General features: G+C 68.6%; 15 protein-coding genes and 2 tRNA genes. 11 read left to right on the top strand and 6 right to left on the bottom strand.

The annotated features are described in order from the left end of the window. Nucleotides 1-254: 254 nt before the first annotated feature. Nucleotides 255-440, top strand: a complete 186-nt coding sequence (locus tag ABZ911_RS39600; RefSeq protein ID WP_358068598.1) for a helix-turn-helix domain-containing protein — start codon at nt 255-257, stop codon at nt 438-440. After that, nucleotides 440-1846 (top strand): tyrosine-type recombinase/integrase, encoded by a 1407-nt coding sequence (locus tag ABZ911_RS39595; RefSeq protein WP_358068595.1) that lies wholly within the window; start codon nt 440-442, stop codon nt 1844-1846. Before ABZ911_RS39600 ends, ABZ911_RS39595 begins: the two co-directional genes overlap by 1 nt. Before the next feature lie 137 nt (nt 1847-1983). Here ABZ911_RS39595 and ABZ911_RS39590 read toward each other — a convergent pair. After that, nucleotides 1984-2056 (bottom strand) — tRNA-Arg (locus ABZ911_RS39590). Between the two features lie 1434 nt (nt 2057-3490). On the opposite strand from ABZ911_RS39590, the gene ABZ911_RS39585 reads away from it, so the two are divergent. Both ABZ911_RS39585 and ABZ911_RS39580 read left to right on the top strand, forming a co-directional pair. Next, entirely contained in the window at nt 3491-4576 is a 1086-nt protein-coding gene (locus tag ABZ911_RS39585; protein WP_358068592.1) for a D-alanyl-D-alanine carboxypeptidase family protein, read from the top strand. Nucleotides 4577-5057: 481 nt separating this feature from the next. Further along, nucleotides 5058-5648, top strand: coding sequence for a TIGR03086 family metal-binding protein (locus tag ABZ911_RS39580; protein ID WP_358068589.1), 591 nt, complete (start codon nt 5058-5060; stop codon nt 5646-5648). 173 nt (nt 5649-5821) lie between these two features. Here ABZ911_RS39580 and ABZ911_RS39575 read toward each other — a convergent pair whose 3' ends face one another. From ABZ911_RS39575 to ABZ911_RS39555, 5 genes are all read right to left on the bottom strand, one after another. Continuing rightward, complete coding sequence (locus ABZ911_RS39575; RefSeq protein WP_358068586.1) at nt 5822-6403, bottom strand: RcpC/CpaB family pilus assembly protein; 582 nt, start codon at nt 6401-6403, stop codon at nt 5822-5824. Nucleotides 6404-6408: 5 nt separating this feature from the next. After that, nucleotides 6409-7212 carry an S-methyl-5'-thioadenosine phosphorylase gene (locus tag ABZ911_RS39570; RefSeq protein ID WP_358068583.1) on the bottom strand — a complete coding sequence of 268 codons (804 nt, stop codon included), beginning with the start codon at nt 7210-7212 and terminating at the stop codon, nt 6409-6411. Nucleotides 7213-7457: 245 nt separating this feature from the next. After that, complete coding sequence (locus ABZ911_RS39565) at nt 7458-7751, bottom strand: FmdB family zinc ribbon protein (protein ID WP_358068580.1); 294 nt, start codon at nt 7749-7751, stop codon at nt 7458-7460. Nucleotides 7752-7837: 86 nt separating this feature from the next. Continuing rightward, nucleotides 7838-9343 carry a potassium/proton antiporter gene (locus tag ABZ911_RS39560; protein WP_358068577.1) on the bottom strand — a complete coding sequence of 502 codons (1506 nt, stop codon included), beginning with the start codon at nt 9341-9343 and terminating at the stop codon, nt 7838-7840. A 34-nt stretch (nt 9344-9377) separates the two neighbouring features. Further along, nucleotides 9378-9950, bottom strand: coding sequence for a 5-formyltetrahydrofolate cyclo-ligase (locus tag ABZ911_RS39555; RefSeq protein ID WP_358068574.1), 573 nt, complete (start codon nt 9948-9950; stop codon nt 9378-9380). 25 nt (nt 9951-9975) lie between these two features. Between ABZ911_RS39555 and galU the strand changes: the two genes are divergently transcribed. The 7 genes from galU (at nt 9976) to ABZ911_RS39520 (ending at nt 14531) form a co-directional block, all read left to right on the top strand. After that, nucleotides 9976-10878, top strand: coding sequence for a UTP--glucose-1-phosphate uridylyltransferase GalU (gene galU, locus ABZ911_RS39550; protein WP_358068571.1), 903 nt, complete (start codon nt 9976-9978; stop codon nt 10876-10878). Next, nucleotides 10865-12052: a gephyrin-like molybdotransferase Glp gene (gene glp / locus ABZ911_RS39545; RefSeq protein ID WP_358068568.1), complete on the top strand. Its 1188-nt coding sequence runs from the start codon at nt 10865-10867 to the stop codon at nt 12050-12052. Before galU ends, glp begins: the two co-directional genes overlap by 14 nt. After that, nucleotides 12049-12522 (top strand): cyclic pyranopterin monophosphate synthase MoaC, encoded by a 474-nt coding sequence (gene moaC, locus ABZ911_RS39540; RefSeq protein ID WP_358068565.1) that lies wholly within the window; start codon nt 12049-12051, stop codon nt 12520-12522. Before glp ends, moaC begins: the two co-directional genes overlap by 4 nt. Next, the gene (locus ABZ911_RS39535; protein ID WP_358068562.1) at nt 12519-12995 is read left to right on the top strand and encodes a MogA/MoaB family molybdenum cofactor biosynthesis protein; all 477 of its coding nucleotides are present in this window, start codon (nt 12519-12521) and stop codon (nt 12993-12995) included. Before moaC ends, ABZ911_RS39535 begins: the two co-directional genes overlap by 4 nt. A gap of 40 nt (nt 12996-13035) precedes the next feature. Continuing rightward, nucleotides 13036-13680, top strand: a complete 645-nt coding sequence (locus ABZ911_RS39530) for a GNAT family protein (protein WP_358068559.1) — start codon at nt 13036-13038, stop codon at nt 13678-13680. 124 nt (nt 13681-13804) lie between these two features. Beyond that, nucleotides 13805-14398 carry a hypothetical protein gene (locus tag ABZ911_RS39525; RefSeq protein ID WP_358068556.1) on the top strand — a complete coding sequence of 198 codons (594 nt, stop codon included), beginning with the start codon at nt 13805-13807 and terminating at the stop codon, nt 14396-14398. Nucleotides 14399-14457: 59 nt separating this feature from the next. Next, nucleotides 14458-14531: transfer RNA gene (locus ABZ911_RS39520), tRNA-Ala, on the top strand. Nucleotides 14532-14816: the final 285 nt, after the last annotated feature.

Below are 14816 nucleotides of genomic sequence, written 5' to 3'. Positions count from 1 at the left end.
CGTTGACCAGCGCAAACAGTTGCGGAGATACCAATCTGTCATCTCCGCACATCTCCGCATCTCCGCAACTTCTGCGGAGATGGACGCCGTTTGCGGAGATGAACCGATCGGGAAATCTCTATCTCCGCATGCATCACCCCAGCTCAAAGCCACTTTTGCGGAGATGCGGAGATGCGGAGATGTTTCAGCCCTCCCCACAAGCGCCGCACCTCGAACGCCCCCGCCCTGCCCACTTCACCGCAAGGAGATCGCCCATGCCCAGGGCCGAAAAGCTCACCATCGCCGCCATATGCGAAGACCTCGACATCGCCCGATCCACCTTCTACGACTGGCGCCAGAAGGGCCGCGCCCCCAAGTGCATGAGACTGCCCAACGGAGACCTCCGAGTCCGCCGCGCCGAGTATGACCGCTGGCTGGCCACCCTGGAGGACGCCTCCTGATGAAGGACATCACCTACGACGTGCGCGTCTACAAGACCGAGATCTACAAGGGCACGAGGGCCACCACCTACTACGTCCGATGGAAGGCCGGAAGGTCGTGGCGCAAGCCGTTCCGCAACGCCGCTCAGGCCGACACCTTCCGGGGGGAGATCCAGGCCGCTGCTCGCAGGGGAGAGGCGTTCAGTCTCCTCACGGGCGAGCCCGTCTCGTGGGAGCGAACGGACCGCCCGGACATGAGCTGGTACGCCTTCGCCTGCAAGTTCGTGGACATGAAGTGGAAGGGTGCCGCCGCGAAATACCGCCAGGACATCGCACGTGCGCTTACCGCAGCCACGCCCGCCATGTATGTTGGCGCGCGCGGCAAGCCTGATGATCGCGAACTCCGCTCGGCGATGCATCGGTGGGGCTTCAACACCAAACAGCGAGACAATGCCGGCGATGGGGCAGCCGTCGCGCTGAAATGGCTCGCCGCCAATACCAAGCCTGTCTCCGCGTTGATTGACGAAGCGGGGCTTGTTCGTGACCTATTGGACTCGGCAACGTCTCTGCTGAACGGCAATCGGGCCGCCGCCAACACCGTCCGCAAGCACCGAATGCTGCTGTCCAATGCCCTCGACTACGCCGTGGAACTCAAGCTCGTGCCTGACAACCCACTCAAGGCGTTGAAGTGGAAGCCGCCCGTCAGCACGTATGAGGTGGACCGGCGAAGCGTCGTCAACCACGTCCAAGCCAAGGGATTGCTTGCCGCCGTGGAAGCCCAGAGGCCGAGCGGCAAGCGCCTCGTGGCGTTCTTCGGGCTCATGTACTACGCCGCCCTACGTCCGGAGGAGGTGATTAACCTGCGGACGGCCAACATCGCGCTTCCGCCCCTGGTCAAGAACCCAAACACGGGAGAGACGGAGGAGCCCGTCAATGTGTGGGGCGAGGTTCACCTGCTCAGGGCCGCGCCATATTCCGGGCGGGACTGGACCGACGCAGGGACGGCCCGCGAGGAACGCGCACTCAAGCACCGCGCGGACGGGCACAGTCGTACCGTCCCCATCCCGCCGCCGCTGGTTCGCATCCTTCGGGGTCACCTCGCGGAGTTCAGCGACGGGCCCGGCGATCGCCTCTTCTACGGAGTCCAAGGTGGCGAGCTGCCGTTCATCACCTATCGGCGCGCATGGAAGGCTGCGAGGAAGGCTGCACTGACCGAGGCGGAGTTCACCTCTCCGCTTGCCGCGCGCCCGTACGATCTCCGCCACGCCTGCGTGTCTACCTGGCTCAATGCCGGAGTTCCTGCCCCACAGGTTGCCGAGTGGGCGGGCCACAGCGTGGACGTGCTCTTGCGGATCTACGCCAAGTGCATCGTCGGCCAAGACGAGGCGGCCAAGCGCCGGATCTCCGACGCGCTAGCCCAAGAGTGAGCCCTGAAAAGGTGCGCACGTATTTGGCACGATCAACCGCAAGCATCCGGTGACGGCCGTACACCACCGGACATGCGAGAGAGCCTCTGACCGGCGTTCCTACTGGTCAGAGGCTCTTTCTTGCTGGTCAATCTCGGTGCCCCCGGCATGATTCGAACATGCGACACCCGCTTTAGGAGAGCGGTGCTCTATCCCCTGAGCTACGGAGGCGGACGTATCTAAGACTAGCGAAAGACTAGGACTGCGTGGGCCGGTAGGTGGGGGTGAGTTCGGGAGGGGTTGGTCAGGGGTGCTGTGAGCTGGGGTAAAGGCATGGCAAGCGGGGGCGGTGGCGATCATGCGGGGTGGCTAACGTCGGGCTCGTGAACAGGAAACAGGGGAAGCAGGGGAGTGGGCGGGGGGCTGGGCAGCGGTCTGCGGTGTTGTTTGCGGCGTTGCTTGCGCCTGCGATTTTGGCTGGTGGGTTGCTTGTGGGGGATCTGACTGGGTACGGGGCGGCGATGGTTGGTGGGCGGGGGGAGGTGAGGGATGGCTGGAGTTCTCAGGGGGGTGGGGCACTTGAGGTTGTGCATGTTGGGCGGGTGGTGTTTGAGCCGGTGATGGTGGGGGCGCCGCCTCATCCTGATGTGACTTATGCGGGGGTGATTCGGGAGCCGGTGCAGCGGCAGGTTGCCCGGGTGGAGCCGGAACGGGTAGAGCGGGGGCGGGTCGACGCGCCGCGGGCCGGCAAGAGTAAGGCCGACAAGGCGGTGCCGCCGGCGCGTATCCCTGAGCCTGAGGTGCGGGCGACACAGGAGTGCCCAGGGGAGTGGTACGAGACCTGGTTGTGGGAGGTGTGTCAGGAGCATCAGGGCGGGGCGGTGTGATCGGTGTAGCAGGGGGCCGGCCCGTTCACGCTGATGAGTAGATGCTGTCGAGTGAGGCAGTGGTCGGTTGTCCGGTTTCGGGGAGAAGCGGCTCCAAAAGAGCGGTAAGGCGCTGTTCGTGAGAGAGCGGCAGGGCGATCGCCGGAGTCGGCCTGTCACCCCCGAAGGCAAGCACCTGGTCTGTGCTTGAACTCTGGGAGACAGCATGCTCAACGTCCTGATCGTCGGCATCCCCCGAGGGCAAGCACCTGGTCCTTTAGGGAGTGGTGCTCGAGAAGGGGCGCGGGAAAGCCAGTCGAGCATGGTGTAGAGGTGCCTTGGCCGTCGGTAAATCCAGTGACTGAATGTGCCCGCTTGGTTACTTGTGAGAGAAGGGCCTGGCGAGTTGATGGCTGCATGGCTGCGAGATGAACCGATGGTTGGGTGTGGCGAACATCGAGGAGTGGACGGCGCGTCGAAGGGCGAGGCCTCTGCAAGAAGGCCGGCGGCCGGATGCGTCTGAGGTTGGTGGTCCTTCCAAATCCTCCTCGCCCTCTACCGTCGGCCGAGGTGGGGTTGTGGGCTGGGAGAATTGGCGTGGCGTGGGCGGTGGTGCTGCTGTTCAGGGCTTCGGGTTGGTGAGGGATCCCCTGGTCGGGTGGGTCTTGACCTGTTGAAGGCGCACAAACCCACCTATAGGACCATAAGCGGTCTCAGGAGTTCGGTCCGGGCACTGAGAGGGCTGTAGTAACGTGCGTGCCTGACCCCGGTAACGAGTTTGCAAACGGAGGAGTCGAACGTGCCAGCCCCTCGATCAGCGGGCCTGATCGCGGTCGTCATGGCGATGACTTCCCTGTTCGTGGTGGCCCCTGCGCAGGCGAAGGGTGTTCGGGCTCAGGCTGCTGAGGCCGTACGGGCTGTGGATCCGCCTAGTCTCACCGCGCTGCGTAAGGAGGCTGAGCGGGCGGCGTTGCAGCTTGAGGGGGCGGCCAAGGCGCTGGAGAAGCGGCAGGGGGAGATCAAGGCCGCTGGGGTGGAGCTGAAGCGGAAGCTGGCCGATCTTCGTAAGGCCGAGGCGGAGCTGGCGTTGCGACGGCAGCCGGTTTCGCAGATTGTGGAGCTGCTTTATGAGCAGCCGATGAGTGATGGGGTGGCGCCGTTCCTGTCTGGTGATGCGAGCCAGGGGACGTTGCGGGCGCTCAGTGACCTCAATCAGATCGTGTCGTCGCGGCAGTTGCTGGCTCAGGCGATCGGTCGGCTGTACGCGGACAAGGAACGGCTGGCGGCCGAGGCTGAGGAACTGCGGGCGGAGAAGCTGCTGGCGGAGGCGCAGCTCTCGGTGGAGATGGACACGCTGGTCAAGCGGTCGGACAAGACGGTGAAGTCGCTCACGGCGGCTCTGGTGAAGCTTGGCATCAAGATCGACAAGGTGGGCCGGGCGGCGTTCTCGTGTAATCCGCTGCGGGTCAACAGTACGACGGAGTACCCGAACGGGCTGATTCCCAAGAGCTTGCTGTGTCCGCTTCAGCAGCGTGGTCACCTGCTCAGGGCGGACTCCGCCATCGCATTCGTCAGTCTCAGTGAGGCGTACAAGAAGGCCTTCGGTCGGCCGATCTGCGTCACGGACGCCTACCGCACTTTGGCTGAGCAGCAGTCGGTGTACTACACGCGGCGCGGGTTCGCCGCTGTTCCCGGCCGTAGCAACCACGGGCTTGGGCTGGCCGTCGACCTGTGTGGCGGTGTGCAGAACTCGGGGTCGCCGCAGTTCAGGTGGATGGAGACGAACGGTAAGAAGTACGGCTGGTTCCACCCAGACTGGGCTTACAGCAACCCGTTCGAACCCTGGCACTGGGAGTACGACCCCAAGCTGGGCTCGGTGCTTTAGCAGCCAAGGTGGGGCTCTGAAGGACCTGAAAGAGGGCGTCGCCCGAAGGGGAAAGAGCCTGGGTCAGCCTGCGCGGGCGGGCTCGCCGAAGGCCGTACCCGCCAACCGGACCCGGCTGTCCGGCCGGAAGGCCGGGTCCTGTGATGGGCCACATTGCGTGCCGGAATGCTCGAACCCCTGCATCTCAATCCGGCGCAGTCGGCTTCCCGGCGGTCGGTGATCCGGGCCTGCACGTCATCACGTACCGGTCGGGACGTGGGAGGGGCACTGCCAGGTCGGCCTGCCCTCGGAGGCCTGCATGAACATGATCGATCGGTCTCGGCGCGGAGGCTGGGGATGTGGGTGTCATCGCCCAGTCCGTACCCTCCAGTAGACCGCTCGTGGGACAAGCGGCCAAGGTCAGCAAATGGAACATATCATTCCGTTCTGTTAAGCTATAGGTAGAACGAGGCGGGCCGAAGTCCTATCGAAGGGAACCCCCATGAGCCAGATCATCACGACCGGCTGGACCGTGCTTGACGCCTCCCACCAGGCCCTGCGTGACGTCGTCGGCAAGGTCGAGGAGGACGCCTGGACCCGTCCCACCCCCTGTGCGAATTGGACCGTCGCCCAGGTACTCCAGCACGCCGTCGGCGACCAGCTTGCCTACGCGTCCTTCCTCACCGGCAGCCCCCTCCCCACCTGGGACCCTTTCGCCCCTTCGGGAACGCTGACCGAACTCCCGGCCGCTTTCCTGAAGACGGCCCTGGACGCCTCGGCGGCAGCGTGGGCGGCCGTTGAAGAGGGCGTGGACGTCCCCACTCCGCTCCCGCAGGGAACGATGCCCGCCCAAAGGGGAGTGGGAGCCTGCGCCCTCGACGCCGCGATCCACGCCTGGGACATCGCCATGGCCACCGACCAGCCCTCCCCGCTCACCAACGACCTCGCCAAGCCCCTCATGGAGGTCGCGCTCGCCATCGTCGAACCCTTGAGGACCTACGGCGCCTACGCGGCAGCGCTGCCCTCGGAGGCCGGAAACGACGACACCGCGACCCTCCTTCGCTACCTGGGTCGCCGCCCCACCTGGGCCTAGCAGCCCAACTAATGTCAGACGGGCCGGTCTACATCTGAACAGGAGCGACCTCGCTACAGCACTGCGCGCACCGTGACACGGCCCGAGGGATCTCCGACAGGCACTCCGGGCACGACCAATGCGTCACTTCCTCCCGCCCCGCCGCCCGCTCTAGGCGTAGCGAGTCGATTACCTTACGTAGGCGGAGTGATGGTGATGGACAGCCGCCCGCCGGCCTGGGCGGCGGCGAGTTGCCGGGCTTGCTCGGGTGTGGTGGCGAGCACCACCAGCGCCCCGTGGTCGCTCTCGGAGGCGGGGATCGCCAGCACCGGCACCCGGTCGGCGACCGTATGGGCGGGCTGGCCGCCGTCCCACGCGGCCAGGACACCGATCGTGTCGCCGGGCGACAGCAGCCGGGCGGCGTCGGCGTCGGCGATGCGGACGGGCGTCGCGACCGAGCCGGACGGCAGCGCGGCGAGCAGGGCCTGGTCGAGCAGGCGTACGTCGGTCAGCGTCTCGCCGCGCCGCATCGGCTGGGCCAGCGTGCGCCCGGTGGCCCCGGCCTTCACCGCGCCGTCGGGGACCGCCCCCGGTGGCAGGGCGGCGACGCTCAGGTCGCCCGGCCGTAGCGGGCCTGGGCGTAGGTCGCGGGCGGCGACCAGGACCTGTTCCGTCCCCGGCCGCAGGACGGTGTAGGCGCACAGCAGTGACAGGGCGGCGAGCCCGGCGCCGATGAGGCGCCGCCGCCGGCCGAACCGCATGATCCAGGTGCGCATGGGCGTCAGGGCAGGTCGAAGGGCAGCTTGATGCCGTCGAGCACCGAGCCGCAGTCACAGGAGCGCTCCGTCGGCATGGCCTCGACCACGTCGGACACCAGTGAGCGCATCTTGGTGATGTTGGCGGCGAAGAACGCCATCACCTCCTCGTGCGTCACCCCTTCGCCGGACTCGACTCCGGCGTCCAGGTCGGTGACCAGGGACAGCGTGGTGTAGCAGAGGGCGAGCTCGCGGGCCAGCACGGATTCCGGGAAGCCGGTCATCCCGACGATCGTCCAGCCGTTGGCGGAGAACCAGCGGGATTCGGCCCGGGTGGAGAAGCGTGGGCCTTCGATGACGACGAGGGTGCCGCCGTCCACGGTCTGCCAGCCGTTGGAGGTGGCGGACGCGACGGCGACCGCGCGGCCGGAGGGGCAGTACGGGTCGGCGAACGACACGTGGACGGCGCCGTCCTCGTAGAACGTCTGGACCCGGCCGGAGGTGCGGTCGACGAGCTGGTCGGGGACGACGATCGTGCCGGGGCCGTACTCGGCTCGCAGGGAGCCGACGGCGCTCGGGGCGAGCACCTGGCGCACGCCCAGTGAGCGCAGCGCCCAGAGGTTGGCCCGGTAGGGGATGGCGTGCGGCGGGTGGCGGTGGTCGCGGCCGTGGCGGGGGACGAAGGCCACCGGGCGGTCGCCGATGCGGCCGACGGTGACGACGTCGCTGGGCGGGCCGTACGGCGTGGTGAGCTTGATCTCTTCGGCGTCGTCGAGCAGGGAGTAGAAGCCGGAGCCGCCGATGACTCCGATGTCTGCGCTAGTGACCATGGGGCGAGAGTAGCGGGGCGGCCGGAGGCGCACGAAGGGCCTGTGGATAACCTTCTGCCGCCGCGGCTGTTCGGCATGCGGGTGTTCAACTGGCGCACTGGTGCGACGGCCTGGCGAGGATGGTCGAGGACTGGGGCGCGAACCCGGAGGTGCGCGAGCTGGTCGACCGGCTGGGCCCGCAGTTCCTGGGGGCCAAGGCCGACCGTCCCGTCTAGCCGGAGGCGGCCCGCAGGGCGGGCCGGCGTCTAGCTGGAGGCGGCCGCGGGGGCGGGAGTGGGAGCGGGGGTCGAGGACTCGCCGGAGCCGGACTTGGTCTCGGCAGGCTTGGAGGGGGTGGTGGCCGCGGTCGTCGAGGCGGACGACGAGCGGTTGTCGGTACGGTAGAAGCCCGAGCCCTTGAACACGATGCCCACGGCGGAGAACACCTTACGCAGGTTGCCCTCGCAGGCAGGACACACGGTCAGGGCGTCGTCCGAGAACTTCTGGACGACCTCGAGCTGCTCACCGCAGTCGTTGCAGGCGTACTGGTAGGTGGGCACGCGCTCCTCCTTCACAGTTGGCACTCAACCTAGACGACTGCTAATGGTACGGCAGTCGCCAGGCTAGAACGCGACTCGGGTCGAACTCATTCCGTTCCGCTCTCGCCGTACCACCCGGCCAGCTTGCCCCGGCGGCTCACCGCGCGCAGGCGGCGTTCGACCAGTTCGCGGCAGGAGGCGGTGGTCACGACGAGCACCTGGTCCTCGGCTCTGATCCTGGTTGAGGGGCCGGGGACGAACGATTTGCCCTCCCGCACGATCAGCGTGACCGCCGCGTCCGACGGCAGCCGCAGCTCGAAGATCTCCACGCCGTGCAGCAGTGAGTCCTTCGGCACCTTCACCTGGAGCAGGTCGGCGTTGAGCTCCTCCAGCGGCGCCGACTCCACGTCCAGGTCCTGGGCCTCGCCTTCGGCGGTGACGCCGAGCAGCCGGGCGACGAACGGCAGCGTCGGCCCCTGGACCACGGTGAACACGATGACGATGACGAAGACCAGGTTGAAGATGCCCTTCGAGCCCGGTACGTCCGCCGCCCACGGGATCGTCGCCAGCACGATGGGCACCGCGCCGCGCAGCCCCGCCCAGGACAGGAACGCCTGCTCGCGCCAGCGGATGCGGTCGATGCCCGTCATGCGGATCAGCAGGGCGCAGACCGTCACCGACAGCGGCCTGGCCACCAGGATCAGGACCGTGCCCGCGATGAGCCCGGGGAGGATGGCCGCGGGCATGTCCTCGGGGCTGGCCAGCAGGCCCAGCATGACGAACAGGCCGATCTGCGCCAGCCAGGCCGCGCCTTCGGCGAAACCGCGGGTGGCCGCCCGGTGCGGCAGCCTGGCGTTGCCCAGGATCAGCGCCGACAGGTACACGGCCAGGAAGCCCGAGCCGTGCAGCAGGACGGCTCCGCCGTACGCGACGAAGGTCAGCGCGAGCACCGCGATCGGGTACAGGCCCGAGGCCGGCAGGGCGACCTTCCGCAGCGCGTAGGCGCCGACGGGGCCGACGGCCAGGCCGACCGCGGTGCCGATGGCCAGCTCCAGCAGCGTCTCCAGGACGAAGGCGCCGAAGCTGGGGATCGGCTGGGACACGCGGCTGAGCAGCATCACGACGATGACCGTGGGCGCGTCGTTGAAGCCGGACTCGGCCTCCAGGATGCCGGCCAGGCGGTTCGGCAGCGGCAGCCGCCGCAGCACCGAGAAGACCGCCGCGGCGTCCGTCGAGGCCAGCACCGCGCCGATGATCAGCGCCGTGCGCCAGTCCGCCCCGAGCAGCTGCTGGACGGCCAGCGCGACCACGATGATGCTCACTGCGACGCCGACCGTGGCCAGCGCCAGCGCGGTCGGCACCGCCTTGCGCACATGGCTCCACGCGGTGGTCAGACCGCCTTCGGCCAGGATCAGCGCGAGCGCCCACAGGCCGATCTGCTGGGCCAGCTCGGGGTTCTCGAACTCGATGCCGGCGCCCGCCTCGCCGAGCAGAAGGCCGAAGCCGAGGAAGAGCAGGAGGCTGGGCAGGCCGCTGCGGTGCGCCACGCGGACCGAGGCGATGGCGGCGATGACCACGGCCGCCCCGAGAAGCAACCAGACATCCAGCTGCAATCCGGCCCCCTCTCTTCGTGAGGGCCATTGTTCCCTACTGTCCGGGTTGGAGGAGACCACCGGGGTACGCCACCCAGCGGACCGGATGGTCGTGCGGCTCGGTGGGGATGCCCTCGACCAGCTCGTTGTCGTGCAGGAGGGCGACCGTGGGCACGTTCGGGCCGACTCGGGCCAGCACCCGGTCGTAGGAGCCGCCGCCGCGGCCCAGCCGTACCCCGGTCCGCCGGTCCACCGCCAGCGCGGGGACGATCACCAGCGCGGCCGTGCGGATGGTGTCGACGCCGCGCCGCGTGTCGACCGGCTCCATGATGCCGAACCGGCCCGGGGCCAGGGTGTCGGGGCCGTCGTAGACCGCCCAGTCCAGGTCGTTGTCCTCGCGCAGGACGGGCAGGATCACCGTCGCCCCGTGCTTCCACAGCGCGAACACCAGGCCGTGCGTGTGCGGCTCGGAGCCGATCGACCAGTAGCAGGCCACCAGCCCGGCCATCTGCACCCACGGCTGGTCGAGCAGCGTCTCCCGGACCGCGGTCGCGTTCCTCCGAAGATCATCGGCTGAGATCGCGGCGCGCGCGTCGAGCAGCTCCCGGCGCAGCTTCAGCTTGTCCACAGGTCCCTCCATTAAGGTTCACTCCATGGCTGATTTCGACCCTGTGACGAAAGCCGTCGTGCCCGCGGCGGGTCTGGGCACCCGGTTCCTACCGGCGACCAAGGCGACACCCAAGGAGATGTTGCCGATCGTCGACAAGCCCGCGATCCAGTATGTCGTCGAAGAGGCCGCCTCCGCCGGTCTGCTCGACGTGCTCATGGTGACCGGCAAGAACAAGCGATCGATCGAGGACCACTTCGACCGCGCCTTCGAGCTGGAGGAGGCCCTTGAGGCCAAGGGCGACGAGGAGCGGCTCTCCCAGGTACGCGACCCCGCCGCGCTGGCGACCCTGCACTATGTACGGCAGGGCGAGCCGCGCGGCCTCGGCCACGCCGTACTCTGCGCCAAGCAGCACGTCGGCGACCACCCGTTCGCCTGCCTGCTCGGCGACGACCTCATCGACTACCGCGACGAGCTGCTCAAGCGCATGATCGAGGTGCGCGGCACCTACGGCGGCAGCGTGATCGCGCTGATGGAGGTGCCCAAGGAGCAGGTCTCGATGTACGGCGTGGCCACCATCTCGCCGACGGAGGAGGCCGACGTGGTGCGCGTCACCGACCTGGTGGAGAAGCCGCCGGTCGACGAGGCCCCCTCCAACTGGGCGGTCATCGGCCGCTACGTCATCGACCCGGCCGTCTTCGAGGTGCTGGAGAACACCCCGCCGGGCCGCGGCAACGAGATCCAGCTCACCGACGCGCTGCGTACCCTGGCCGGGCGCGGCACCTCCGACGGCGGGCCGGTGCACGGCGTGCTGTTCCGCGGGCGCCGCTACGACACCGGCGACAAGCTCGACTACCTGCGCACCGTGGTGAAGTTCGCCGCCGACCGGCCCGACCTGGCGCCCGAGTTCGTCCCGTGGCTGCGGGAGTTCCTTGATGAAATCAGTTGATGCGCACCTGGCCGGGATCCTGGCCACGGTACGCACGCTGGCGCCGCTAGAGGTGGAGCTGGAGCGGTCGCTGGGCACCACGCTGGCCGAGGAGATCGTGGCGCCGGTGCCGCTGCCGCCGTTCGACAACTCCGCCATGGACGGCTACGCGGTCCAGGCGGCCGACGTGGCCGCCGTGCCGGTCACGCTGCCGGTGATCGACGACATCGCGGCGGGTGACGACGGTCTGCGGGCCATCGGGCCGGGGCATGCCGTACGCATCATGACCGGTGCGCCGCTGCCCGCGGGCGCCGACACCGTCGTCCCCGTCGAGTGGACCGACGGCGGCACCGCCTCGGTGACGATCAGCAGGTCCGCGCCGGCGGGCAACGCGGTACGGCGGGCGGGTGACGACGTCCAGGCCGGGCAGGTCGTGCTGCCGTCCGGCACGCAGATCGGCGCGGCCCAGCTCGGCATCATCGCGGGCGTCGGCCGCCGCCGCGTCTGGGTACGCCCCAAGCCCCGTGTCGTCGTCCTGTCCACAGGGGCCGAGCTGGTCGAGCCCGGCACCCCGCTGGGCCCCGGGCAGATCTGGGACTCCAACAGCTACACGCTGACGGCCGCCGTCCGCGAGGCCGGCGGCGACGGCTTCCGCGCCGGCACCGTGGCCGACGACCCGGCCGTCTTCCTCGACCAGCTCGACGCGCAGCTCGTCCGCGCCGACGTGGTGATCACCAGCGGCGGCGTGTCCATGGGCGCCTACGAGCCGGTCAAGGAGGCCCTCTCCCCGCTCGGCACCGTCACCTTCGAGAAGGTCGCGATGCAGCCGGGCATGCCCCAGGGCTTCGGCGTCGTGGGCGAGGACCAGGTGCCGATCTTCGCCCTGCCCGGCAATCCGGTCTCCTCCTACGTCTCGTTCATGCTGTTCGTCCGGCCCGCGCTGCGCAAGATGCGCGGCCTGCCCTCGGGCCCGCCCGAGACGTCGACCGCCTACGTCGTCGGCGCCCTGCGCTCTCCGGAGGGCAAGCGCTCCTTCCTGCGGGGCGTGCTGAACGACGACGGCACCGTGACGCCCGTCCACCGCCAGGGCTCCCACCAGCTCGCCGCGCTCGCCGCCGCCAACTGCCTCATCGTCGTCCCCGAAACCGTGACCGAAGTGCCCTCGGGCACGCCTGTGCAGGTGATCAGGATATGAGCTCCGAATTCACCCATCTCGACGAGTCCGGCGCGGCCCGCATGGTCGACGTCTCCGCCAAGGAGACCTCCGTCCGTACGGCCACCGCCACCGGCCGCGTCCTGGTCTCCCTGGCAGTGATCGAGCTGCTGAGGTCCGGCGAGGTGCCCAAGGGCGACGCGCTGGGCGTGGCGCGGATCGCTGGCATCATGGGGGCCAAGCGCACCCCCGACCTGATCCCGCTCTGCCACCCGATCGCGCTGCACGGCGTGAAGGTGCTGCTCGACGTGGTGGACACCGGCGTGGACATCACCTGCGTGGTCAAGACCGCCGACCGCACCGGCGTCGAGATGGAGGCGCTGACCGCCGTCACCGTGGCCGCGCTCGCCCTCATCGACATGGTGAAGGCCGTCGACCCGGCCGCTGTGATCACCGACGTACGCGTGGAGGAGAAGACCGGCGGCAAGACCGGCGTCTGGCGGCGGCCGTGATCCGCGCCTTGGCCGTCACCGTCTCCAACCGCGCCTCGGCGGGCGTCTACGCCGACAGGTCGGGCCCGCTCCTGGTGGAACTGCTCACCGAGGCAGGCTGTACGGTCGACGGTCCCGTCGTCGTCCCAGACGGGCAGCCCGTCGAAGACGCGCTGCGGGACGGCGTCGCCGCCGGCTACCAGGTGATCGTCACCACCGGGGGCACCGGGCTCACCCCGCAGGACCTCACGCCCGAGATGACCGCTCGGGTGATCGAGCGGGAGGTTCCCGGCATCGCCGAGGCGATCAGACAGGTTAATCGGGACAAAGTGCCCACTTCCATCCTGTCTCGGGGGCTCGCGGGGCAGGCGGGGGAGACGCTGATCGTCAACCTTCCCGGGTCGTCCGGAGGCGTCCGGGACGGCCTCGCCGTACTCGCTCCGGTCCTCGCGCACGCGCTCGACCAGATCAGGGGCGGTGATCACCCGCGTTGAGCCGTGGCGAGTTCACGCTTCTTCGGGGGATGATGAGACTGTGGATCGACTACGTGGCTGGCCGGCGACCCTCAGCGAGGGGCCGGTGGGCCTGCGGCCGCTGCGGCTGAGCGACGTGCGGGTGTGGCGCGACACCAGGTTGCGCAACGCCGACTGGCTGCGCCCGTGGGAGCCGAGCAATCCCGAGACCCCGCTGTTCAAGACCGGGCTCGGCCCCTACCTCTCGATGATCGGCACCCTGCGCCGGGAGGCCAGGCAGGGACTGTCGCTGCCGTGGGTGCTCACCTACGAAGGCCGCTTCGCCGGGCAGCTCACCGTCGGCGCCATCGTCTGGGGCTCCTCCCGCTCCGCCCTCGTCGGCTACTGGATCGACGGCGCGCTCGCCGGGCGGGGCATCGTCCCCACCGCCCTGGCCATGGCCGTCGACCACTGCTTCTTCACCGCCGGGCTGCACCGCGTCGAGGCGAACATCCGCCCCGAAAATCACGCCAGCAGAAGAGTGGTTGAGAAGCTCGGATTCAGGGAAGAAGGAATCCGGCGTCGTCAGCTTCACATCGACGGAGCCTGGCGCGACCACATCTGCTACGCGTTGACCGTCGAGGACGTCCCTCGGGGGCTGCTCGCGCAGTGGCGTCGCGCGAGGGAATCCGCCGCTCGCGGTGGCTCTCCGGTAGAAGAGGTTTGACGATCTCGCGACACACCGCACCGAATGCTCGTCAATTAGTGACACGCGGTCTTACGGTGCGTGACGTGAGCACATCGAAGACGCCAAGAGTCCTTAGGCGTCTTCATGCTGCCCGGAGGTGGCCGTGAGCAGCGTTTTGCTCTATCTCGCCATCGTGGTGATGTGGCTGTGCGTCCTCGTACCCATGTGGTTGCGCAGGGATCGTAACAACCTGGCCGAGCTCGAGGAGACCTACGAGCTGACCGGCCCGCTGCCCGTCGCCCCGCGCGCACCGATCGAAGAAGATCATCATGACACGGATTCGGAGCAGCTCGCGACGCCGGCGCCCACCATGGACGCCCGGCAGTTCCACGCCAGGCGCCGCGCGATCATCGTAGCCCGCCGCCGGCGGCTGCTGTTCTTCTGCACACTGCTCATCCTCGCCTCCGTCATCACCGCGGCCGTCAAGGTGATCCCGTGGTGGGGGATCGCGCCCTCGTGCGTGCTTCTGCTGGCCCATCTGTCCGTGCTGCGAATCGCCGTCAGGGTGGACCGCGAACGCCGCCAGCGGGCCCGTGAGGCCCGCGCGGAACGGCTCCGGCGGCTGCGGGCGCGGCGACAGGCCGAGCTGCTGGCGGCCCAGCAGGCGGAGGCGGAGATCATCGAGTTCACCGCCCGGCAGGGGGACGCGCTTTTCGACCAGTACGCGGAACCTCCCCGGCGGGCGGTGGGGGATTGATCACGGGGCCAATGGTGGCGCGAGGACCTCCCGAAGTTTGCTAACCTGGTCGAGTCCTTGGGGATGTAGCGCAGTCCGGTAGCGCACTTCGTTCGCATCGAAGGGGTCAGGGGTTCGAATCCCCTCATCTCCACTCAGGGCCGTTCTTGAAACGGCTGGACTGAAGTTGACGGGATCCCGTCTGATCGTTGAGATCAGACGGGATCTTGTTGTTTCAGGGGTTTCCGAATCGGGTTCGTCCTGGTTCGGGAACTGCGGAGTCGGCGTCTGGGAAGGCCCGGGTGGTGTCAGGCCGCTGGTGGGGGAGTGAGATCCGGCCGTTTGGCATGGCGAAGCCGACGGTGAGCGGGGCGCTGCGACGGGGTGGCGGGTTTTGCGGCTTATGGGGCGGGTGGTGGCCTGCTCTGGCCTGCGGGTG

Source organism: Nonomuraea sp. NPDC046570, from assembly GCF_040645915.1.
Classification (GTDB): Bacteria; Actinomycetota; Actinomycetes; order Streptosporangiales; family Streptosporangiaceae; genus Nonomuraea.
This window is presented reverse-complemented; position numbering and strand designations above follow the sequence as displayed.